Annotated in this window: 18 protein-coding genes; 4 read left to right on the top strand and 14 right to left on the bottom strand. The window is 73.1% G+C overall.

All coding sequences use genetic code 11. From position 1 onward, the window contains the following. Window positions 1-65 precede the first annotated feature (65 nt). Window positions 66-1961 carry an amidohydrolase gene (locus tag ACZ4M3_RS23710; protein WP_467735694.1) on the top strand — a complete coding sequence of 632 codons (1896 nt, stop codon included), beginning with the start codon at window positions 66-68 and terminating at the stop codon, window positions 1959-1961. A gap of 128 nt (window positions 1962-2089) precedes the next feature. Then, window positions 2090-3619, top strand: coding sequence for a helix-turn-helix domain-containing protein (locus tag ACZ4M3_RS23715; RefSeq protein ID WP_136212660.1), 1530 nt, complete (start codon window positions 2090-2092; stop codon window positions 3617-3619). A gap of 33 nt (window positions 3620-3652) precedes the next feature. On the opposite strand, the gene ACZ4M3_RS23720 is transcribed toward ACZ4M3_RS23715, so the two are convergent. Then, window positions 3653-3922, bottom strand: a complete 270-nt coding sequence (locus ACZ4M3_RS23720; RefSeq protein WP_467735696.1) for a hypothetical protein — start codon at window positions 3920-3922, stop codon at window positions 3653-3655. A 153-nt stretch (window positions 3923-4075) separates the two neighbouring features. Here ACZ4M3_RS23720 and ACZ4M3_RS23725 point away from each other — a divergent pair, with 153 nt between their 5' ends. After that, on the top strand, window positions 4076-5488 hold the full coding sequence (locus tag ACZ4M3_RS23725) for a cytochrome P450 (protein ID WP_467735698.1): 1413 nt from the start codon (window positions 4076-4078) through the stop codon (window positions 5486-5488). Here ACZ4M3_RS23725 and ACZ4M3_RS23730 read toward each other — a convergent pair. After that, window positions 5485-7038 carry an MFS transporter gene (locus ACZ4M3_RS23730; protein ID WP_467735700.1) on the bottom strand — a complete coding sequence of 518 codons (1554 nt, stop codon included), beginning with the start codon at window positions 7036-7038 and terminating at the stop codon, window positions 5485-5487. The genes ACZ4M3_RS23725 and ACZ4M3_RS23730 overlap by 4 nt on opposite strands. A 97-nt stretch (window positions 7039-7135) precedes the next feature. Between ACZ4M3_RS23730 and ACZ4M3_RS23735 the strand changes: the two genes are divergently transcribed. Continuing rightward, complete coding sequence (locus ACZ4M3_RS23735; protein ID WP_467735702.1) at window positions 7136-9187, top strand: S9 family peptidase; 2052 nt, start codon at window positions 7136-7138, stop codon at window positions 9185-9187. 64 nt (window positions 9188-9251) lie between these two features. On the opposite strand, the gene ACZ4M3_RS23740 is transcribed toward ACZ4M3_RS23735, so the two are convergent. The 12 genes from ACZ4M3_RS23740 to ACZ4M3_RS23795 all read right to left on the bottom strand — a co-directional run bounded on the left by ACZ4M3_RS23740 (window position 9252) and on the right by ACZ4M3_RS23795 (window position 21544). Next, complete coding sequence (locus ACZ4M3_RS23740) at window positions 9252-10232, bottom strand: ABC transporter ATP-binding protein (RefSeq protein ID WP_467735704.1); 981 nt, start codon at window positions 10230-10232, stop codon at window positions 9252-9254. Next, a complete protein-coding gene (locus tag ACZ4M3_RS23745; protein ID WP_467735706.1) occupies window positions 10229-11221 on the bottom strand; it encodes an ABC transporter ATP-binding protein in 993 nt (330 codons plus the stop codon). The genes ACZ4M3_RS23740 and ACZ4M3_RS23745 overlap by 4 nt, the downstream gene beginning before the upstream one ends. Continuing rightward, window positions 11221-12207: an ABC transporter permease gene (locus ACZ4M3_RS23750; protein WP_467735708.1), complete on the bottom strand. Its 987-nt coding sequence runs from the start codon at window positions 12205-12207 to the stop codon at window positions 11221-11223. The genes ACZ4M3_RS23745 and ACZ4M3_RS23750 overlap by 1 nt, the downstream gene beginning before the upstream one ends. Next, window positions 12204-13154: an ABC transporter permease gene (locus ACZ4M3_RS23755; RefSeq protein WP_467735710.1), complete on the bottom strand. Its 951-nt coding sequence runs from the start codon at window positions 13152-13154 to the stop codon at window positions 12204-12206. Before ACZ4M3_RS23755 ends, ACZ4M3_RS23750 begins: the two co-directional genes overlap by 4 nt. Window positions 13155-13174: 20 nt before the next feature. Continuing rightward, a complete protein-coding gene (locus ACZ4M3_RS23760; RefSeq protein ID WP_467735712.1) occupies window positions 13175-14920 on the bottom strand; it encodes an ABC transporter substrate-binding protein in 1746 nt (581 codons plus the stop codon). Window positions 14921-15054: 134 nt separating this feature from the next. Further along, complete coding sequence (locus tag ACZ4M3_RS23765) at window positions 15055-15765, bottom strand: GntR family transcriptional regulator (RefSeq protein WP_467735714.1); 711 nt, start codon at window positions 15763-15765, stop codon at window positions 15055-15057. Between the two features lie 40 nt (window positions 15766-15805). After that, window positions 15806-16750 carry an ornithine cyclodeaminase family protein gene (locus ACZ4M3_RS23770; RefSeq protein WP_467735716.1) on the bottom strand — a complete coding sequence of 315 codons (945 nt, stop codon included), beginning with the start codon at window positions 16748-16750 and terminating at the stop codon, window positions 15806-15808. Continuing rightward, on the bottom strand, window positions 16747-17802 hold the full coding sequence (locus ACZ4M3_RS23775) for a proline racemase family protein (RefSeq protein WP_467735718.1): 1056 nt from the start codon (window positions 17800-17802) through the stop codon (window positions 16747-16749). Before ACZ4M3_RS23775 ends, ACZ4M3_RS23770 begins: the two co-directional genes overlap by 4 nt. Further along, window positions 17799-18803 carry a proline racemase family protein gene (locus tag ACZ4M3_RS23780; RefSeq protein ID WP_467735720.1) on the bottom strand — a complete coding sequence of 335 codons (1005 nt, stop codon included), beginning with the start codon at window positions 18801-18803 and terminating at the stop codon, window positions 17799-17801. The genes ACZ4M3_RS23775 and ACZ4M3_RS23780 overlap by 4 nt, the downstream gene beginning before the upstream one ends. Before the next feature lie 17 nt (window positions 18804-18820). After that, on the bottom strand, window positions 18821-19744 hold the full coding sequence (locus ACZ4M3_RS23785) for a dihydrodipicolinate synthase family protein (protein ID WP_467735722.1): 924 nt from the start codon (window positions 19742-19744) through the stop codon (window positions 18821-18823). An 86-nt stretch (window positions 19745-19830) separates the two neighbouring features. Continuing rightward, window positions 19831-21249, bottom strand: a complete 1419-nt coding sequence (locus ACZ4M3_RS23790) for an FAD/NAD(P)-dependent oxidoreductase (RefSeq protein WP_467735724.1) — start codon at window positions 21247-21249, stop codon at window positions 19831-19833. Next, window positions 21230-21544 carry a (2Fe-2S)-binding protein gene (locus ACZ4M3_RS23795; RefSeq protein ID WP_467735726.1) on the bottom strand — a complete coding sequence of 105 codons (315 nt, stop codon included), beginning with the start codon at window positions 21542-21544 and terminating at the stop codon, window positions 21230-21232. Before ACZ4M3_RS23795 ends, ACZ4M3_RS23790 begins: the two co-directional genes overlap by 20 nt. Window positions 21545-21630 lie beyond the last annotated feature (86 nt).

The following is a 21630-nucleotide window of genomic DNA, read 5'->3' on the forward strand; positions in this document are numbered from 1 at the left end:
AACGGGTTAATCACCCAGTGTCCACGCCACGTACCGACACCGCCGTACCGATGTCTGGAGTGGCCATGACCCCTTCCCCCCTGTCCCGCCGAGGGCTCCTCGCGTCCGCCGGGGCCGCCTCGGCGGCCACCCTGCTCGGCGCCGGCGCGGCCTCCGCCGCCTCCTCCGGGCCTTCCGGGGGCCGGGGTTCCGCCGCCCTGGTGTTCCACAACGCCCGGGTGTACACCGGCCGGGCGGGCGGGCCGCAGGCCGAGGCCGTCGCGGTGGGCCGGGACGGCCGGATCCTGGCCACCGGTACGAGTGCGTCCGTACGCCGGCACGCGGGCCGGGACACCGAGGTGGTCGACGCCCGCGGCAACACCGTGATGAGCGGCATCCACGACGGGCACGTCCACCCGCTGGGCGCCGGGGAGCGGTCGCTGCGCCCGTCACTGGCGAGCGCGGAGACCACCGTGGCGGAACTCACCGCCCTGCTGACCGGGTTCCTCGCCGACACCGGCGGGGCGGGCGCGGAGCCCGACGGCTGGCTGGTGGTGGAGGACTGGAACCCGGTCGGGCTGCTGCCCGCGGGGACCGCCCCGCACCACGCGATGCTGGACGCGCTGCCCACGCGGCGCCCCGTCGTCCTGGTCGGCGGTGACGGGCACAACCTGTGGGCGAACCAGCGGGCCCTGGACATCGCCGGGATCACCGCGGCCACCCCGGACCCGGTCGGCGGCAAGGTGGTCAAGGGGAGCGACGGACAGCCGACGGGCGTGCTCAAGGACGACGCGCAGGAACTGGTGAAGCGGCACCTCCCGGAGCCCTCCACCGCCGAACTGGTCGCGGCCTGCGCGAAGGTACTCGAACTCGCGGCGGCGTCCGGGGTCACGACCATGATGGACGCCCTGGTCGGCCGGCACGAGCTGGAGCTGTACCGGGCGCTGTCGGCGGCGGGGAAGCTGCCGCAGCGCATCGTGCCGGCCATCCGGCTGGACGCCGGGCAGGCCAAGGACCCGGCGGCCTCGCTGGCGTACGCGCGCGGCCTGCGGCGGGAGTTCGAGGGGGTCCGGGGGCTCCGGTTCGGGATGATCAAGGTGTTCCTGGACGGGGTCATCGAGTACCCGGCGCAGACGGCCGCGCTACTGGAGCCGTACCTGGACGGATCGGGCAGACCGACCGGCAACCGGGGCGAGCTGTACACGTCGGCGGGGGACTACGGCCGGCTCGCCGCGGCGTTCAACGCGGCGGGCTGGCAGATGCACGCCCACGGCCTGGGTGACCGGGCGGTCCGTACCGCTTTGGACGGGTACGAGTACGCCAGGCGGGTGACGGGGCATCGGGACGCACGCAACGCGATCGCGCACCTCCAGATCGTCGATCCGGCCGATCTGCCCCGTTTCGCCCGGCTCGGCGTGGCCGTCTGCATGCAGCTCCAGTGGGCTTCGCGCGACACCTGGACGATGGAGGCGCTGCTGCCCTACATCGGCCCCCGCCGCCACCGTTGGATGTATCCGGCACGGAGCATCGAGAAGGCGGGGGCGCGGCTGACCGGCGGCTCGGACTGGCCGGTGGACGTCCTCCAGGTGTGGAACCAGCTGCGGACGGCGATCGACCGGCAGGGCGCGTTCGGCGAGGGCGAGCTGTACCGGGAGCTGGAGGGGCTGAGCCGGGACTCGGTCCTGCGGATGCACACCTCGGGCACGGCCTGGCAGTTGCGCCAGGAGGAACTGACCGGCACGGTGGAAGCGGGCAAGGCGGCCGACCTCGTCCTGCTGGACCGGGACGTGACCCGCTGCCCGGTGGCCGACATAAGCGACACGGGCGTACGAATGACCCTGGTCGGCGGACGCGTGGTGCACGACGCGGAGTCGGCGACGGGCCGGGCGGCCACCGCCCGCGCGCAGCGCGCCCGGTCGGCCCCGCGGCCGGCCTCGTACGCGGCGGTGCACGGCGGCCGGCACCACGCCTGCGGGCACTGAACGGGCCCGCGACCAGGGGCCGGTCGGCTGACCCGGGGTCAGCCGACCGGCCCCCCGGCCACGGTGGGTAACACCCGTCCGCCACACCCCGTTCGGCCCCCATCTCATATCTGAGATACGGTGCACCCATGGCAGACGACTACCTCGTACGTATCGGCAAGCTCATCCGTGACGCCCGTCAGCACCGGGGCTGGACGCAGAGTCAGCTTGCCGACGCGCTCGGCACCAGCCAGAGCGCCGTCAACCGGATCGAACGCGGCAACCAGAACATCAGCCTTGAGATGATCGCCCGAATCGGCGAAGCCCTCGACAGCGAGATCGTCTCTCTGGGCTACGCCGGACCCATGCACCTGCGGGTCGTCGGCGGCCGCCGCCTCTCCGGTGCCATCGACGTCAAGACGAGCAAGAACGCGTGTGTCGCGCTGCTGTGCGCCTCGCTGCTCAACAAGGGCCGTACGGTGCTCAGGCGGGTCGCCCGCATCGAGGAGGTCTACCGCCTCCTCGAAGTCCTGAACTCCATCGGGGTGCGCACCCGCTGGATCAACGACGGCGTGGACCTGGAGATCGTCCCGCCGGCCCGCCTCGACATGGACGCCATGGACGCGGACGCGGCCCGCCGCACCCGCAGCATCATCATGTTCCTGGGTCCGCTGCTGCACCGCATGGACCAGTTCCGGCTGCCCTACGCCGGCGGCTGCGACCTCGGCACCCGCACCATCGAGCCCCACATGATCGCCCTGCGCCGCTTCGGCCTGGAGATCACCGCGACCGAGGGCATCTACCACGCCCAGGTCGCCGCCGGGGTCAGTCCGGACCGCCCGATCGTCCTGACCGAGCGCGGGGACACGGTCACCGAGAACGCGCTGCTGGCCGCCGCCCGGCACGACGGCGTCTCCGTCATCCGCAACGCCTCCTCCAACTACATGGTCCAGGACCTCTGTTTCTTCCTGGAGACCCTGGGCGTCAAGGTGGAGGGCATCGGCACCACCACCCTCACCGTCCACGGCGTCCCGAACATCGACGTCGACGTGGACTACTCGCCCTCCGAGGACCCGGTCGAGGCGATGAGCCTGCTGGCCGCGGCCGTGGTCACCGAGTCCGAACTGACCATCCGCCGGGTGCCGATCGAGTTCATGGAGATCGAGCTCGCGGTCCTGGAGGAGATGGGCCTCGACCACGACCGCTCGGCGGAGTACACCGCCGACAACGGCCGCACCCGCCTGGTCGACCTGACGGTCCGCCCGTCGAAGCTCGAAGCGCCGATCGACAAGATCCACCCGATGCCGTTCCCCGGGCTGAACATCGACAACGTCCCGTTCTTCGCGGCCATCGCCGCCGTCGCCCAGGGCCAGACCCTGATCCACGACTGGGTGTACGACAACCGGGCCATCTACCTGACCGACCTCAACCGCCTCGGCGGCCGGCTCCAGCTCCTGGACCCCCACCGCGTCCTGGTCGAGGGCCCGACCCGGTGGCGCGCGGCGGAGATGATGTGCCCGCCCGCCCTCCGCCCTGCGGTGGTCGTCCTCCTGGCGATGATGGCGGCCGAGGGCACCTCCGTCCTGCGCAACGTCTACGTCATCAACCGCGGCTACGAGGAACTGGCGGAACGCCTCAACTCGGTCGGCGCCCAGATCGAGATCTTCCGCGACATCTGACCCGCGCTGCGGATCTGAGACGGGCCCCCCGTCTCAGATCCGCACCCACTCCACGGGCGGACTCCGCCCGACGGAAGCCGCTGCGCAGAGCTTCGGAATGTGGGAGGCGTCCGTGGAAATCACCTTCACCGGGCCGCCCGAAGCGGCGGCGGTGGCCACGACGAGCGAGTCCACGACGTTCTCGTGGCCGTCCGGACCCGCGCCCTCCAACAGCCTCGCGGCGCGATCAGCGATGTCCTCGGTGACGGGGATGACGGTGAGTCGTGACCTCAGCCACGCGAGCCGCTGGGCGACATCGAGCACGAGCGTGACCTTGCGGTCGTCATCAGCTATCCCACTCCGAGTGGGATACGAGTAGCGGCCGGGACCAACGGCGGGATCCGGCCAGGCCGGAGCGGACCGGGGGCGGGGGGAGCGGCAGAATCGGGGGCTCGGGACGGCGTCGAGGGGGCGGCCATGACAGTGGACGGTACGACGGGAACACGCGCGGGTACGGAGGTGCCGGTGCTGGCGGGGGCGCCGTTGCTGGGGTCGCTGTTCGACCTGACCTCGGATTCGCTCGGTACCTACCTGCGCGCCCAGCAGCGGCACGGTGACGTCGTGCGCGTCAGCGCCGGGCCGCCCGGCCTGCGCACCGAGCTGTACTGCGTCTTCTCCGCGGAGGGCGCGCAGCAGGTCCTGGCATCGGAATCGGCCAACTTCCGCAAGGACAACCCCTTCTACCAGGAGATCCGGGAGTCCCTCGGCAACGGCCTGCTGACCAGCCAGGACGAGGAGTACCTGCGCCAGCGCCGACTGGTGCAGCCGCTGTTCACCCGCCGCCGCGTCGACGGCTACGCGGACGCCGTCGTGGCCGAGACCCGGGCGACGCTCGACAGCTGGGCGGAGGCCGCCGACGGGATCGTCGACGTCTCCGCCGAGATGATGCACCTCGCTCTGCGCGCGGTGGCCCGGATCCTGTTCGGCACCGATGTGGACGCCGCCGTCGACGTCATCGACCGGTCCTTCCCCGTCATCACGGAGTACGTGCTGCGGCGCGGCTACTCCCCCGCCAACATTCCCCGGAGCTGGCCCACCCCGGGCAACCGGCGGGCGGCCGCCGCGATGGAGGAGCTGTACGCGGTCTGCGACCGGATCATCGCCGAGCGGCGGGGCGCACCGGCAGGCGAGGACGGCGCAGACGGCACGGAGGCGGACGACCTGCTGACGCTGCTCGCCGCCGCGCAGAGCGCCGACGACGCCGCCTTCGACGCCACCGAACTGCGCGACCAGGTACTGATCTTCCTGCTCGCCGGCCACGAGACGACCGCCACCTCGCTGGCCTTCACCCTGCACCTGCTGGGCCGCCACCCCGAGCACCAGGAGCGGGCGTACGAGGAGGTCTCCCGGGTGCTGGGCGACCGGGCACCCGAGGCCGCCGACCTCGACCGGCTGCCGTACCTCACCCAGGTGCTCAAGGAGGCGATGCGCCTCTACCCCGCTGCGCCGGTGATCGGCCGCCGCGCCGTCGCCGCGAGCCGGGTCGGCGGACTCACCGTCCCGGCCGGCGCCAACGTGATCCTCGCGCCGTGGGTCACGCACCGCCACCCGGCCTACTGGCCGGACGCCGACCGCTTCGACCCGGAGCGCTTCACCCCCGGGGCCGAGGCCGACCGCCCGCGCTACGCCTGGTTCCCCTTCGGAGGCGGCCCGCGCGCCTGCATCGGGCAGCACTTCTCCATGCTGGAGTCGGTGGTCGCGCTCGCGGTGCTGCTCCGGGAGTACGAGTTCGAGGCCGTGGACCGGGAGGTCCCGGTCGGCGTCGGCATCACCCTGCGCGCGGACGGCCCGGCCCGCTGCCGGCTGCGCCGGCGGGCGCGAGACGCCTAAACGGCCGCGGTCGGGGTGTGGTTGCCCTGGAGGCGGGCCAGGTCCGAGGGGCGGACCTGGATGACCACCAGGGCGATCACCGCGGCGATCAGGGCGAACGCGGCCCCCACGATGAACGCCGCGCTCACGCCGGAGGCCAGCACCTGGTCGCCCCAGGGGTCGGGGAGCTGGCCGGTGCGCAGGAAGAGGGCGCGCTGCCCCGGGTCGGCGGTGGCGAGGAAGGCCGGGACCTGGGTGTGGGCCTCGTTGCGGCTGGCGGTGCCGAAGACCGTGACCAGGATCGACAGGCCGAGCGACCCGCCCACCTGCTGCGTGGTGTTGAGCAGTCCGGACGCCGCTCCCGACTCCCGGTCGGGGACGTTGGACAGGGCCATCAGCGTCAGCGAGACGAACTGCATGCCCATGCCGATGCCGAAGATGAGCATCGGGCCCAGGATGCTGCCGAGGTACGTCGAGTCGACGTCGGTCTGCGTCAGCCAGGCCAGTCCGGCCGCCGTGCAGAGCGCGCCGCCCACCATGAAGGGTTTGGGCCCGAACCTCGGCAGCAGTTGGGAGGCGAGGCCCGCGCCCATCCCGATGACCACGCTGACCGGCAGGAACGCGAGGCCGGCCCGCAGCGGGCTGAATCCCAGCACGTTCTGGACGAACAGGGTCAGGAAGAAGAACATGCCGAACATCGCGCAGGCCAGGAAGAGCATGATGCCGTAGGTCCCGGCCCGGTTGCGGTCGGCGAACATGTGCAGGGGCGTGATCGGCTGCGCCGAGCGCCGTTCGTTGATGATGAAGAGGGTCAGCAGCACCACGGCGAGACCGAACGAGCCGAGGGTCAGGCTGTCGCGCCAGCCCTCCTGGGACGCGCGGATGAACCCGTAGACGAGGGCGACCATGCCGGTGGTGCACAGCAGCGCGCCCGCGAGGTCGAAGTGCCCGGGGTGGCGCTCGGACTCCCGGATGACCCTGACGGCCGTCAGGGCGATGGCCAGCGCGATCGGGACGTTGACGAAGAACACCCAGCGCCAGTCGAGCCATTCGACGAGGACACCGCCGGCCAGCAGTCCGATCGCGCCGCCACCCGCCGAGACGGCGGCGAACACGCCGAAGGCCCGGTTGCGGGCCGGTCCTTCACGGAAGGTCGTGGTGATCAGTGCCAGAGCGGTCGGGGAGGCGATGGCGCCGCCGATCCCCTGGAGGGCGCGGGCGCCCAGCAACTGGCCTTCGTTCTGGGCGAGTCCGCCGAGCAGGGAGGCCAGGCCGAAGAGCAGCACGCCGAAGATGAAGACGCGTTTGCGGCCTAGGATGTCGCCCGTGCGGCCGCCGAGGAGCAACAGGCCGCCGAAGGTGAGGGTGTAGGCGCTGACCACCCACGACAGGCTCTCGGTGGAGAACCCCAGCGCGGTCTGGATGTGCGGCAGTGCGATGTTCACGATGGTGATGTCGAGGACCACCATGAGCTGGCAACTGGCGATGACGAACAGGGCGAGCCGGTTCCCGCCGCTTTCCCGGACCTTGCCGTCGGTCCCCGTGCTGGTCGGCACTGTGTTCCCGTCCACCCCTCCGACGCTAAACCTGCCACCAGGGGCCCACCACTCGAATGGCCTAACGAAAAACCCCTGTACCGTGTGATATTTCACATGCCAGACTAAGATCATGGACGACTTCCTCAGGCTATCCGCCGCCACCAGCAGGTTCACGTACGGGGCCCCGCGCGCCTTCCGCTTCGGCGACGACGGGCGGCTGCTCTGGTTCCTGCGCTCGACGGGACCCACCGACCCGGTGGACGCCCTCTGGGTCCTCGACACCACGACCGGCACCGAAACCCGCCTCGCCGACCCCCGGCAGCTGCCGCCCGGCGCCCTCCCCACTACCGAACGCCGACTGCGGGAGCGGATCCGGCTCGTCGCCGCCGGCATCGGCTCGTACGCCCTCTCCGGCGACGGCCGCCGGGCCGTGTTCGCGCTGCACGGACGGCTGTACGAGGTCAGCTGCGACGGAGCCGCACCGCCCGCGGAGCTCCCCGCCGCCGGCCCCGCGCTCGACCCCCGCCCGAACGCCGACGGCAGCCGGGTCGCGTACGTCAGCGCCGACGCCCTGCACACCGTCCCCGGCGGCCGCGTCAGCCCGGACGACGGGGCGCGCTGGGGCGTCGCCGAGTTCGCGGCCGCCGAGGAGCTCGACCGGGACCGCGGGCACTGGTGGTCCCCGGACGGGCGGACCCTGCTGGCCGCCCGGGTCGACGAGTCCGCCCTGCAACGGCGCTGGATCGGCGACCCGGCGCACCCGGAGCTGCCGGTGGAGGACTTCGCGTACCCGGAGGCGGGCGGACCCAACGCGGACGTCCAGCTGTGGGTGCTCGGGCCGGGCGGCGAGCGGGTACGGCTCGACTGGGACGCGCAGACCTACCCGTACGTCTCGGACGCCGGGTGGGAATCGGCCGGGGAGATCCTGCTGACCGTCCAGGACCGGCTCCAGCGCACCGTGCTGCTGCTCACCGCCGACCCGGCGACCGGCGCGACCCGCGAGCTGTCCCGCACCACGCACCCCCAGTGGGTGGACCCGCTGCCCGGGACTCCGGCCCGGCTGCCCGACGGGCGGATGCTCACCGCCGCCGACACCCCGGGCGGCGCCGCGCGCGCCCTCGCCGTCGACGGCAAGCTGCTGACCGGCGACGGGATCCAGGTCCGCCAGGTGGCCGGGTCGTACGAGGGCCGGCTGCTGATCGAGGCCGGGCAGCGCGACCCCGCCGAGCAGCAGGTGCTCCTGCTCGACCCCGACTCCGGCGAGCTGACCGCGCTCGCCGACGGGCCGGGGGTGCACAGCGTGCTCGCCGCGTCCGGGGCGCTGCTGCTGACCAGCGCGGACGCCGACGGGATACGCCGGACCGTACGCACCGCCGACGGGCGCGAGTTCAGCCCCGCCGACCTGGCCGAACCGCTGCCCCACCGGGTGGTCCCGGTGCTGGAGCGGGTCACCGAGCACCGCCTCCCCACCGCCCTGGTGCTCCCTCGCGGGCACGTCCCGGGCACCCGGCTGCCGGTGCTGGTGGACGGCTACGGCGGCCCCGGCTTCCAGGACGTCTCGGCGGAGCCGCGCCGCTGGCAGCACCGCCAGTGGTGGGCCGACCAGGGCTTCGCGGTGGTCACCATCGACAACCGGGGTACCCCGTACGTCTCACCGGCCCACACCCACGCCATGTACCGGGGCTTCTCGGACGTCACCCTGGAGGACCAGGCGGCCGCCCTCCAGGCGCTCGGCGCCCGGCACCGGGACCTCGACCTCACCCGGGTCGGGGTGCGCGGCTGGTCGTACGGCGGCTACCTCGCGGCCCTCGCCGTACTGCGCCGCCCCGATCTCTTCCACGCGGCCGCCGCCGGAGCCGCGCCGACCGACTTCCGGCACTACGACACCGCGTACACCGAGCGCTACCTGGGTCTCCCCCAGGAGCACCCCGAGGTGTACGAGCGGGACTCGCTGATCCCCGACGCACCCCGGCTGACCCGGCCCCTGCTGCTCGTCACGGGTCTGGCCGACGACAACGTCCACCCGTCCCACACCCTGCGGCTGTCGCGGGCCCTGACGGACGCGGGCCGCCCGCACCGGCTGCTGGCCCTGCCGGGCGTCACGCACATGACGCCGAACGGCACGCGGGAGAAGGTCATGCTCCAGGAACTGGACTTCTTCCGGAGCGAACTGGGCCTGTGACGGGTACGGGACCCCGCAGCCGACCGGGTCGGCTCCGGGGTCCCGTCTGCTCCCGGGGTCCCCGTCAGTCCCCCGGGAAGTGGCAGGCCACCTCGCGGGAGGCGGCGATCCGCAGCAGCGGGCGTTCGGTGCGGCAGACCTCCTGCGCCTTGGGGCAGCGCGGGTGGAAGGTGCAGCCGGGCGGCGGCGCGGCCGGGCTCGGCGGGTCGCCGAGCAGGACGATCCGCTCGCGCCGGCGCTCCGCCGCCGGATCGGGCAGCGGGACGGCCGACAGCAGGGCCCGGGTGTACGGGTGCTGGGGGTCGTCGTACAACAGGTGCTTGTCGCCGCTCTCCACGATGCGGCCCAGGTACATGACGGCCACCCGGTCGCTGACCCGCTTGACCACCGACAGGTCGTGGGCGATGAACACGTAGGCCAGGCCCAGTTCGCCGCGCAGCCGCTCCATCAGGTTGACGATCTGGGCCTGTACGGAGACGTCGAGGGCGGAGACCGGTTCGTCGGCGATGACCAGCCGGGGGCTGGTGGCGAGCGAGCGGGCGATGCCGATGCGCTGCGCCTGGCCGCCGGAGAACTCGTGCGGATAGCGGTCGATGTGCTCGGGGATCAGCCCGACCAGTTCCATCAGTTCCGCCGCCCGGCGGCGGGCGTCCCCCGCCGTCCAGCCCTGGACCAGCAGCGGGTCGCAGATGATCCGGGCCACCGTCTGCCGCGGGTTGAGGGAGGAGTGCGGGTCCTGGAACACCATCTGGATGTGCTTGCGCAGCGGTCGCAGGGCGCCCTGGGACAGCCGGCTGATGTCCCGGCCGTCGAACTCGACGCTGCCCGCGGTCGGTTCCAGCAGCCGCACCAGCATCCGGCCCGTCGTGGACTTGCCGCAGCCCGACTCCCCCACCAGCCCGAGGGTCTCCCCCTCGGCCAGGTCGAAGGAGACCCCGTCGACGGCGCGCACGGGCGCCCCCCGGCGCCCGGTCACCGACCGCCGGCCGGGGAAGGTCATGGTCAGGTCGCGTACGGAGAGCAGCGGTCGCGGTGTGGCGGTCATCGGGTCACCTCGGCGGGGGCGCCGGCTCCGGCGAAGTGGCAGGCGACGGTGCGCGCGGGCCCTTCCCCGTACGGTTCGAGCTCCGGGCGTTCACCGGTGCAGCGCGCGGCGGCCTTGGGGCAGCGCGGTGCGAAGGCGCATCCCGGGGCGGGGGTCAGCAGGGACGGCGGGAAGCCGGGGATGGCCCGCAGGGGCGCGTCGTCGGCGTCGTCGAGCCGGGGCAGCGAGTCGAGCAGGCCCCGGGTGTAGGGGTGGGCGGGCTCGGCGAACAGCTGGTCGACGGGCGCCTGTTCCGCGGCCCGGCCGCCGTACATGACCAGCACCTCGTGGGCGACCCGGGCCACCACCCCCAGGTCGTGGGTGATCAGCACGACGCCGAGTCCGCGGTCCTGCTGGAGGCGGGCGATCAGCTCCAGGATCTGGGCCTGCACGGTGACGTCGAGGGCGGTGGTCGGCTCGTCGGCGATCAGCAGGTCCGGTTCGCAGGCCAGCGCCATCGCGATCATCGCGCGCTGCCGCATGCCCCCGGAGAACTGGTGCGGGTACTCCCCGGCGCGGCGGGCGGGTTCGGGGATGCCGACCTCGCCGAGCATGTCGACGGCCCGCTTGCGGGCGGCGGCGCGGCCGGCTTTGAAGTGCACCCGGAAGTGCTCGGCGATCTGCTCGCCGACGGTGTAGTAGGGGTGCAGGCTGGACAGCGGGTCCTGGAAGATCATGGCCATCTTGCGGCCGCGCAGCCGGGACAGTTCCCGCTCGGACAGGCCGGTGAGTTCCCGTCCGTCGAGGGCGACGGAACCGCCGATCGCGGCTCCCCGGTGCAGGCCCATGACGGCGAGCGAGGTGACGGACTTGCCGGAGCCGGATTCCCCGACGATGCCGAGGGTGCGCCCGGCCTCGACGGTGAACCCGAGCGAGTCGACGGCGCGGACGGTGCCGCGCGGGGTGCTGAACGTGACGTGCAGGTCGCGTACTTCAAGGAGAGCGGCCATCAGTACCTCACCCTCGGGTCGATGACGGCGTACAGGAGGTCGACGGCGAGGTTGGCGACGACGATGAAGAACGCGGCAAGCAGCGTGACGCCGAGCACCACCGGCTGGTCGGAGCTGACGAGCGCCCCGTAGAAGAGCCTTCCGATGCCCGGGAGGCCGAAGATGGATTCGGTGATGACCGCGCCCGCGAGGAGCCCGCCGAGGTCCATGCCGAAGATGGTGAGGATCGGGGTCATCCCGGAGCGCAGGCCGTGCTTGACCACGACGGTGCGTTCGGGCATGCCCTTGGCCCGGGCGGTACGGATGTACGGCTCGGCCATCGCCTCGATCATGGAACCGCGGCTCTGGCGGGCGTACATGGCGGCGTACAGCAGGGCGAGCGCGGTCCAGGGCAGCAGCAGGTTCGACGCCCAGCCGACCGGGTCGTCGCCGAGGGAGTGGTAGGAGGGGTAGGGCAGCAGCCCGGCGACCCGGATGACCCCGTAGATCAGCATCACGGAGGTGAAGTAGACGGGCAGCGAGGCGGCGGCGACGGCGCCGACCATCAGGACCTTGTCGGTGGCGGTGTCCTTGCGCAGGGCGGCGGTGACCCCGGCGCCGAGGCCGAGCAGCAGCCACAGCGCCGCGGCGCCGAGGGCGAGGGACGCGGAGACCGGCAGCCGGTCCATGAGCAGGTCCCAGACGGGGAGGGAGTTCTCGTACGAGTACCCGAGGCAGGGGAAGTCGCACTGGACGGCGTACTGGCCGCTGCCGAGGGTGCGGCCGGTGAAGATACCGCTCAGGAAGTCGAGGAACTGTCGCCACACGGGCAGGTCGAGGCCGAGGTACTCCCGTACGTCGGCCAGCCGTTCGGGGCTGCAGGTCTTGCCGCAGGCGGCCGCGGCGGGGTCGGAGGGCAGGACGTAGAAGATGAGGAAGGTGACGGCGGCGATGGCGAGCAGGACGCCGGCGAGGGCGAGCAGCCGGCGGACCAGGTAGAGGATCACGTCCGGCCGCCCCTCGGGTCCAGGATGTCCCGCAGGGCGTCACCGAGGAGGGTGAAGGCGAGCACGGCCAGGAAGAGGAAGACGCTCGGGATGACGAAGTACATGGGGTCGGTCTCGTAATAGGCCACGGACTCGGCGATCATCTGGCCCCAGGACGGGGTGGGCGGGCGGACTCCGACGCCGAGGTAGCTGAGGGCGGCCTCGGTGCTGATCATGCCGGGGATCAGCAGGGTGGTGTAGGCGATGACCGGGCCCGAGACGCCGGGGAGGATGTCGCGGGTCAGGATGCGCCAGGCGCCGGAGCCGCCGACGCGGGCGGCGTCGACGTATTCGCGGTGTTTGAGGGAGAGGGTCTGGCCGCGGACGACGCGGGCGACGCCGGGCCAGCCGAAGAGGCCGATCACGGCCGTCATGAGCACGATGCGGTTGACGTCCTTGGCCACCGACAGGACCGCGATCATGAAGATGAGCGAGGGGAAGGACATGGTCAGGTCCATCAGGCGGGAGAGCACCGCGTCGGTGCGCCCGCCGAAGTAGCCGGCGGCGGTCCCGGCGGCCGTGCCGGTGACCACCACGATCGCGGTGGCGGCGAAGGCGATCAGGAGGGAGACCTGGGCGCCGTTCACGACGCGGGAGAAGAGGTCGCGGCCGGTGACGGGTTCGACGCCGAGCCAGTGGGCCGGGCTGATCCCGCCGAGGGAGCCGAGCGGTTGCCCGCCGAGGTAGGGGTCGATGGCGGCCTTGTCGAACTCGTCCGGGGCCCAGCCGCCGAGGGTGCCCAGCCAGGGGGCGGTGACGGCCATCAGGACGAAGAGGAGGACGACGCCGAGGCTGACGCGGACGGCGGGGCGGCGGCGGAGTTCCCGTCGGGCGAGCTGCCAGGGGCTGCTGCCCGGGGGGACCTCCTTGGCCGGAGCGCCCTGCGCCGGTGCGGTGGTGGTGGTCATGGGTTCAGGGCCTCGCGGTCTCAGCCCTGGCTCTTCGCCGGGTCCTTGAGGCCGACGCCGGCGTAGTCGATGGTGCCGGTCCAGGCGGGGTGGCCGTAGGCGCCCGCGATGTTGGGGCCGACGAGCAGGGGCTTGCGCTCCAGCAGGACCGGCACCGCCGGCGACTTCTTCATGATCTCCGCGTCGAGGTCGATCCACGCCTGGGCGGCCTGCTTGGGGTCGGCCATGGCGTTGATCTCGTCGATCCGCTTCATGGTGGCCTCGTCGCGGAACTGACTGTAGTTGCCCTGGTTGCCCTTGTCCTTGATGGTGCGTCCGTCGAAGACGAACGGGATCCACGTGGAGCCGGAGGGGTAGTCGGGGCACCAGCCGCTGTAGGTCATGTCGGGCGTGGTGGAGAGGTCGCCGATCACGTCGTAGTAGGCGCCCGGGTCGACGGTGTCGATGACCACCTCGACGCCGGCGCGGGCCAGGCCCTGCTGGATGGCCTCGGCGCGGCCCTTGTCGCCGGTGGACACGGCGAGGGAGACCTTCAGCTTGTCCTTGCCCGCGGCCTTGAGGAGTTCCTTGGCCTTGGCCGGGTCGCCGGACGGGGCGATCTTCAGGGTGTCGGGCTGCTTGCCGCCGGACAGGGCCGGGGGCAGGTAGGCGGTGGCGACCTCGTTGAGGGCCGGTCCGCCGCCCGCGGTGATCACGGATTCCTTGTCGACGGCGTACTGCATGGCCTCGCGGACCTTGGGGTCGTTGAAGGGCGGCCGGGAGGTGTTGAGCTGGAGCATCACCGTACAGCCCTGGGACTCGGAGAGCAGGCGGCCCTTGATGTCGGGCTTGGGCAGCACCTTGGGGGCGCTCTCGGGCCGCATGGTGGAGTACTGGACGGCGGAGGCGTCGGCGCCCTCGCCGGCGATGATCCGGTCGTCGATCTGGCCGCCCTTGAGGCCCATGACGACGACGAACTTGTCCGGGTACGCCTTGCGGACGGCGTCGGTCTTGGCGTCCCAGTGTTCGTTGCGGACCAGGACGAGCTTCTTGTCGCGGTCGTACGACTCGATCTTGTACGGGCCGGAGGAGAACGGGCGGGCGTCGTACTGCGTGCCCTTCTCCTGCGACTGCGGCACGGGCGCGAAGGTGGGCAGGGTGGCCGTGGCGGAGAACTCGGCCACGGGGCGCTTGAGTTCGAAGACGATCGTACGGTCGTCGGGGGTCTTCACGGAGTCCAGGTGCTGCCCTTGCAGCGGGCCCTTGTAGCCCTCGGCGCCGGCCAGGTACTGGGCGGCGTAGTCGGGGCCGCCGGTCAGGTCGGGGGCGAAGGAGCGCTCGACGTTGTACTTGATGTCCTGGGCCTTGACGGGCGTGCCGTCCTCGTACTTGACGCCCTCCTTGAGGGTGAACGTCCAGGTCTTGCCGCCGTTGGAGGGGGTGCCGAGGTCGGTGGCGAGGTCGGGGACCAGTTCGCTGCCGGCCTTGCCGGGCTCGGCCTTGAAGGTGACCAGTGTGCGGTAGAGGAGGCGGGTGCCGAAGTCCATCGCCGGCATCGTCCAGTTGCGTGCGGGGTCGAGGTGGGAGAAGTCCTGGTTGGACAGGACGGTGAGGGTCCCTCCCTTGACCGGGGTCCCGCCCACGGTCTTGCCGTCGTTGCCTGCCGCGGGGTTGGCGGCACCCGAGCCGCCGGCCGAGCCCTTCTTGGGGTCGGAGCAGCCCGAGGCACCGAGTGCGAGAGCTGCCACCAGGGCTGTGGCGAGGGCGAGTCGGGTGCGCTTGGTCATGGTCACTCCAGTGAAGGGCCGCGCTCTATGATGTGACCGGTAACATAGTAATGTGAAATTGTACTGACAAGAGGTAGGCGCCGCCGTTATCCAGCCGTGTCCAAACTTGGCCTGCTACAAGGGAGTTGAAGCTGTCAGACGCCGGATCCCAGACCACCGGACGGCCGGCCGACCGGTTCGTCACGGCCCTGCGCCCAGAGGGAGCGGACGTGCCCCAGGTGACGGACCATGCAGGCCTCGGCGGCCGCGGCGTCGCCGCCGATCATCAGGTCGAGCAGCTCGATGTGCTCCTCCGCCGACGAGACCAGCTTGCCGGCCTCGTCCAGGCCCGTCAGACCGTAGAGCCGGGAGCGCTTGCGCAGGTCGCCCACCGTCTCCACGAGCCGGTCGTTCCCCGAGAGCGCCAGCAGGCTGAGGTGGAAGCGGCGGTCCGCCTCCAGGTAGCCGATCAGGTTGTGCTCGCGGGCGCTGCTGACGATCTCCTCGGCGATCGGGCGCAGGGCCTCCAGCTGCTCCGGAGTCGCGAGTTCGGTGATCCGGCCGATGGTCGGCACCTCGATCATCGTGCGCAGCTCGGTGTACTGGTCCAGGTCCCGCTCGCTGACCTCGGTGATCCGGAAACCCTTGTTGCGGACGGGCTCGACCAGCCCCTCGCGGGCGAGGTCGAGCATGGCCTCGCGCACCGGGGTGGCCGACACGCCGAGTTCGGCCGCCAGGCCGGGAGCCGAGTAGACGCTCCCGGGGCGCAGTTCACCCGCGATCAGGGCGGCTCGGAGGGCGTGACCGACCTGGTCACGGAGCCGTTCCTGGGCCTTGATGAGGCTGTGCTGCTTCAGGTCACCCATTGCTGTTCCTCCGAGCATCGCAGGGGAACAGCGTACAATGTCACGTTGCTTCGCCGGCCCCTGCCGTCCGGTACAGGGCGACCGCCACGGCCAGATCCTCCCAGGCCATCCCCACGCTCTTGAAGAGCCGCGGACCGCTTTCCCGGCCCGGCGCCGGATGGCGGCCGGCGACGAGGTCGGCCAGGGTGCCGGTGATGTGCCCGGCGCGGATCGCGCCCTCCGCCTCCGGGATCAGCAGATCGCCCGCCTCGCGCAGGGCCGCCGCGCGCGACTCCACGTACACGGCCGACCGGCGCACCAGCGCGGTGTCGGTCTCCCGGGCGTCCGGCTCGTGCGAGCCCACCGCCACGACCGTCGCACCGGGACGGACGAGCCGCCCGTCGAACAGCGGGGTACGGGCCGTGGTGCAGCAGAGCACCAGGTCGGCGCCGGACACGTCCCCGGCCGTACCGGTCCGGGCGGCGAGCCCCAGGGCCCGGGCGTGCGCGACGAGCCGCCCGGCCCGGTCCGGGGTCCGGGCGACGACGGTGACCTCGGCCAACTCCAGCTCCCCGCGCACGGCTTCGAGGTGTCCGTACGCCTGCGGGCCCGCCCCGAAGAGGACCAGCGTCAGCGGCCGGTCCCGGGGCGCGAGGTGGCGCAGGGCCAGCGCCGACACCGCCGGGGTGCGCAGCGCGGTCAGGGCCGCGCCGTCGAGCAGGGCCAGCGGGCGCAGGGTGGGGCCGTCCAGGAGGAGGTACGAGCCGGTGATCCGGGGCAGCCCGAGCGCGGCGTTGCCCGGCGCGACCCCCGCGATCTTCACCCCGGCGTACGCCCCGGCCGCGGCCGGCATCAGCAGCAGCTCCCCGCCGGGTACCGGTACGGCGCTGCGCTGCGGGCAGGCCTCCGGGTCGAGCCCCGCGCGCAGCACCCCGGCCAGTGCGTCGGCGGCTGCGGCCGGGCTGAGCAGCCCGGCCACGTCCTCGGCGGAGAGCTGCGCGATCACAGCAGGAACCCGGCGCCGAGCGGGTCGTACGGGTCGACGGTGAAGGCGTGCTCGCCGGTGCGGTAGGCCGTCCCGGTGACCTCCGTGACCGGCTCGTCCGCGCCGCCGGGCACCACCCGGCCGGTGAACACCGTGCCGATGACCGACTCGTGCAGCAGGTCCTCCCCCTCCCCCAGCCGCCCGTCCTGCGCGAGCAGGGCGAGCCGCGCGGAGGTCCCGGAGCCGCAGGGCGAGCGGTCGGTCTGCCCGTCGGCGAACACCGTCACGTTGCGCTGGTGCGGCCCGAAGGGGGTGTCGGGCAGTTCCTCGTACAGGATCACCCCGTACACCCCCGAGAGCAGCGGCCCGCCGGGGTGCCAGGTGCCCGGGTGCGTCGCCAGCGCCGCCCGGATCTCCTGCCCGGCGCGCACCAGCGAGGGCAGGGCGGCCGTGGAGACGTCCAGCCCGAGGTCCCGGGCCGCGACCGCGGCGTAACAGGCCCCGGCGTGCGCGATGTCCGCCTCCGCCAGGCCCAGGCTGGTCGCGACCGGCACCTTGCGGGCGCCGACCCGGGCCGGGACGTTGCGGAACGTCACCCCGGTGGTGCGGCCGCCGGAGCGGTGCACGGTGGCGGTGACCCGCCCGGACGGCACGTCGATGCGGACCTGCGCGCTGCCGTCGTCCGGAGCCGGGACCCGGCCGGAGTCCACGGCCCAGGCGCCGAGGGCCATGGTGCCGTGGCCGCAGGCGGTGGAGTAGCCGTCCTTGTGCCAGAACAGCACCCCGAAGTGGGCCCCGTCGTCGTCCGGCGGCACGACGAACCCGCCGTACATGCCGGCGTGCCCGCGCGGTTCCTGTACGAGGAGGCGCCGTACGTCGTCCAGCGCGCCGCGGCGCGGGGCGGTGGCCGAGCCTCCGGGGCCGATGGCGGTGGCACAGCGCTCCGCGACGGTGTCCCCGGGTACGGCGGGCAGTCCTTCGGCGGCGGTGTCGACGATGCGGAAGGGTTCGCCGGCCGCGTGGTAGTCGGTGGTGGGGACGGTGACGGGGGCGTTGTCGGGGGCGGCGGTCACAGCAGGAACCCTCCGGGGAACGGGTCGGCGGGGTCGAGGAAGTACTGGGCGGTGCCGGTGATCCAGGCCCGCCCCGTGACGGTGGGGATCACCGCGGGCAGGCCGCCCACCGTGGTCTCCCGCACGAGCCGGCCGGTGAACTCGGTGCCGATGAAGGACTCGTTGACGAAGTCGGCGCCGAGCGGCAGCAGTCCCCGGGCGTGCAGCTGGGCCATCCGCGCGCTGGTCCCCGTACCGCAGGGCGAGCGGTCGAACCAGCCGGGGTGGATGGCCATGGCGTGCCGGGAGCGGCGGGCGTCCGAGCCGGGGGCGGCCAGGTAGACGTGCTTGACCCCGGCGATCGAAGGGTCCTCGGGGTGGACGGGCCGGTCGCCGGAGGCGTTGACGGCGTCCATGACGGCGAGTCCGGCCTTGAGCAGGTCCTCCTTGCGGGCCCGCTCGAAGGGCAGCCCGAGGGCGTCGAGTTCGACGAAGGCGTAGAAGTTGCCGCCGTAGGCGAGGTCGTAGGTCACCGTGCCGAATCCGGGCACTTCGGCCTTCAGGTCGAGTCCGGCGCAGAAGGAGGCGACGTTGGTGAGGGTGACGGCGGTGGCCGCGCCGTCCTCGACCCGGACGTCCACGCTCACCAGCCCGGCCGGGGTGTCGAGCCGGACGGTGGTGACCGGTTCGACGGCCGGGACCATGCCGGTCTCGACCAGGACGGTGGCCACCCCGATGGTGCCGTGCCCGCACATGGGCAGCAGGCCCGACACCTCGATGTAGAGCACGCCGAAGTCGGCGTCGGGGCGGGTGGGCGGCTGGAGGACGGCGCCGCTCATCGCGGAGTGGCCGCGCGGCTCGTACATGAGCAGGGTCCGGACGTGGTCCAGGTGCTCCATGAAGTAGAGCCGCTTGTCGGCCATGGTGGCGCCGGGGACCACCCCGACTCCCCCGGTGATCACCCGGGTCGGCATGCCCTCGGTGTGCGAGTCCACCGCGTGGTAGATGTGGCGCGTGCGCATGGGTCCCCCAGCAGGTGTTAGTTGAGTCCCTCGGCGAGGGCCTTTTCGGTGGCGGCGCGGACGGCCGCCTCGGTCTCGCCGGTGAGCGGGAAGCGCGGCGGGCGGGTGGCGCCGCCGGGGCGGCCGGCCAGGTCCATGGAGAGCTTGATGGCCTGCACGAACTCGGTCTTGGAGTCCCAGCGCAGCAGCGAGTGCAGGGACTTGTAGAGCGGCAGCGCGGTCGCGAGGTCGCCTGCGACTGCGGCCCGGTACAGGGTGGCGCAGGACCGCGGGAGGGCGTTGGGGTAGCCGGCGATCCAGCCGACGGCGCCCGCGAGGGCCAGTTCGAGGAGCACGTCGTCGGCGCCGATCAACAGGTCCAGGCCCGGGGCGAGTTCGGCGATCTCGTAGGCCCGGCGGACGTCCCCGCTGAACTCCTTGACGGCGACGATGCTGCCGTCCCCGTGCAGCCGGGCCAGCAGTGCGGGCGTCAGGTCCACCTTGGTGTCGATGGGGTTGTTGTACGCGACGACGGGCAGCCCGGCCCCGGCCACCTCGGCGTAGTGGGCGCGGACGGCGTCCTCGTCGGCGCGGAACGCGTTCGGGGGCAGCAGCAGGACGGACCCGGCCCCGGCCTCGGCGGCCTGGTCGGCCCAGCGGCGGGCCTCGGCGCTGCCGTAGGCGGCGACCCCGGGCATGACGCGGGCGCCGTCGCCGGCCGCCTCGACGGCGGTGCGCACGACGCGGGCGCGCTCCTCGTCGGTCAGGGTCTGGTACTCGCCGAGGGAGCCGTTGGGGACGACGCCGTCGCAGCCGTTGTCGATCAGCCAGGCCACGTGCTCGGCGTAGGCGTCGTAGTCGACGCCGAGGTCCTCGCGCAGGGGCAGCGCGGTGGCGACCATGATGCCGTGCCAGGGGCGGGTGCGGGGCTCGGTGGGCGCGGGGGTGGGCGCGTGGGTCATGTGGAACTCCCTAAGGTGATGTGTGACATTTTACTAAGGGTCGTGAGGTGGCCACAAGGGTCCGGACCAGCCGGATCCGGATCGGCTCAGCGGGTGTCCGGCGGAAGTTCGGCCAGTCGGCCCAGCGGGACGGGGCAGGACAGGGGGCGCCGGTCGGGGGCCGCACCCGCGGCGGACGTGGCCCCGCCCGCCAGGGCGGTGACGGCGGGGCCGCACATCCGGCCCTGGCACCAGCCCATGCCGGCCCGGGTGAGCAGTTTGACGGTACGGGCGTCACGCGCCCCGAGGTCCCGGACGGCCTCGCGGATCCGGCCGACCGGAACCTCCTCGCAGCGGCACACGTCGGTGTCCTCGCGCAGCCAGCCCGGCCAGCCTTCGCCGGGGCGGTGCGCGGCGGCCATCGCCCCGGCGAAGGCGCGCAGCCGCGAGCGGCGGCGCGCCAGGGCGGCGGGCGCGGGCCGGCCGGCCAGCTCGAAGGCGGCCAGTTCCCCCTCGATCAGCGCCAGTTGGGCGCCGCCGATGCCGCCGGTCTCGCCCGCGGACCAGATGCCGGGGACGGAGGTGCGCTGCCGCGCGTCCAGTTCCAGTGCGACGGTCCCGTCCGCGCCGGGCCGGGTGGCGCAGCCCAGGGCGGTCGCCAGTTCCAGCTGGGGCACGAGGCCGTGGCCGACGGCGAGGGCGTCGCACGGGATCCGGCGTTCCGTGCCGGGCAGCGGCCGCCAGTCGCCGTCGAGGCGAGTCACGGTGACGGCCTCGATCCGGCCCCGGCCGTGGGCTTCGGTGACCGCGTGCCGGGTCAGGAGGCGGACGCCGTGGCGCAGCAGCGCGCCGCCGTACGTGGCGCCTTCGGCGAGCTTGCCGGGGTTGCGCAGCAGGGCGGCCAGCCGCCCTGCGTACGCGGTGTACGAGGCGGCCTCGACGACGGCCGGGACGGTGGCTCCGGCCGCCGCGAGCGAGCCGGCCACGGCGAGCAGCAGCGGCCCGCTCCCGGCGACGACCACCCGCTTGCCCGGCAGCACCAGGCCGCCCTTGAGCATGGCCTGGGCGCCACCGGCCCCCACCACCCCGGGCAGGGTCCAGCCGGGGAAGGGCAGTTGCCGCTCGTAGGCACCGGTGGCCAGCAGCACGGCACGGGCCCGAACGGTGACGGACCGCTCCTCGGGACCCGCGACGGCGTGCAGCGTCCATGCGCCGCCGCCGTCCGGGACCACGGCCCAGACGTGGTGGGCCGGCAGGTACGTCACCCGCCCGGCCGACTCGTGGGCGCGCAGGGCGGCTTCGCGGGAGGCGAAGGCGCCCCACCCGTGGTGCAGGGCCTCGGGGCGTTCGGCGCCGAGTGCGGGGGCGGGCCGGCGGTAGAACTGGCCGCCGGGGCGCTCCCCCGCGTCCAGCAGCGCCACCCGCAGCCCGAGGCGGGCGGCGGTGACGGCGGCGGCCAGCCCGGCGGGCCCGGCTCCGACGACGGCGAGATCGTACTCCGCGCGGTCAGACGGCGAGGTCGGCACGGCCGGTCCCTTCCTGGGTGGTGACGGAGTCCCCGGGGCGGGCGGGGACGAGGCAGGCGCGCTGGTTGGGGCGGCCGTTGACCGTGACGAGGCAGTCGTAGCAGCTGCCGATCCCACAGAACGCCCCGCGCGGCGCGCCGCCTTCGCGCGTGGTGCGCCAGGCGAGGATCCCCGCGCTCCACAGCACGGCGGCGATGCTCTGCCCCGCCTGCGCGGTGAGCTCGCGCCCGTCGAAGCGGAGCACGTACGTGGCGGTGGGGGCTCCGCCGACGAGGGTGCGGGGGGTCCGGCTCATCGTCCGTTCTCCTTCACGTGCGCGTGCGGTGGGTCGACCCGACCCCGTTCCAGCCCCGTGGGGGCACCTCCCAGCGGTAGCTGGGG

The organism is Streptomyces sp. NPDC026522, assembly GCF_055567555.1.

Bases quoted from the DNA above. Each gene is read 5' to 3' on its own strand.
- ACZ4M3_RS23725 (WP_467735698.1), top strand. From the start codon at position 4,076: ATGACAGTGGACGGTACGACGGGAACACGCGCGGGTACGGAGGTGCCG.
- ACZ4M3_RS23765 (WP_467735714.1), bottom strand. From the start codon at position 15,765: ATGGGTGACCTGAAGCAGCACAGCCTCATCAAGGCCCAGGAACGGCTC.
- ACZ4M3_RS23755 (WP_467735710.1), bottom strand. From the start codon at position 13,154: ATGACCACCACCACCGCACCGGCGCAGGGCGCTCCGGCCAAGGAGGTC.
- ACZ4M3_RS23715 (WP_136212660.1), top strand. From the start codon at position 2,090: ATGGCAGACGACTACCTCGTACGTATCGGCAAGCTCATCCGTGACGCC.
- ACZ4M3_RS23735 (WP_467735702.1), top strand. From the start codon at position 7,136: ATGGACGACTTCCTCAGGCTATCCGCCGCCACCAGCAGGTTCACGTAC.
- ACZ4M3_RS23785 (WP_467735722.1), bottom strand. From the start codon at position 19,744: ATGACCCACGCGCCCACCCCCGCGCCCACCGAGCCCCGCACCCGCCCC.
- ACZ4M3_RS23710 (WP_467735694.1), top strand. From the start codon at position 66: ATGACCCCTTCCCCCCTGTCCCGCCGAGGGCTCCTCGCGTCCGCCGGG.
- ACZ4M3_RS23745 (WP_467735706.1), bottom strand. From the start codon at position 11,221: ATGGCCGCTCTCCTTGAAGTACGCGACCTGCACGTCACGTTCAGCACC.
- ACZ4M3_RS23760 (WP_467735712.1), bottom strand. From the start codon at position 14,920: ATGACCAAGCGCACCCGACTCGCCCTCGCCACAGCCCTGGTGGCAGCT.
- ACZ4M3_RS23795 (WP_467735726.1), bottom strand. From the start codon at position 21,544: ATGAGCCGGACCCCCCGCACCCTCGTCGGCGGAGCCCCCACCGCCACG.
- ACZ4M3_RS23740 (WP_467735704.1), bottom strand. From the start codon at position 10,232: ATGACCGCCACACCGCGACCGCTGCTCTCCGTACGCGACCTGACCATG.
- ACZ4M3_RS23780 (WP_467735720.1), bottom strand. From the start codon at position 18,803: ATGCGCACGCGCCACATCTACCACGCGGTGGACTCGCACACCGAGGGC.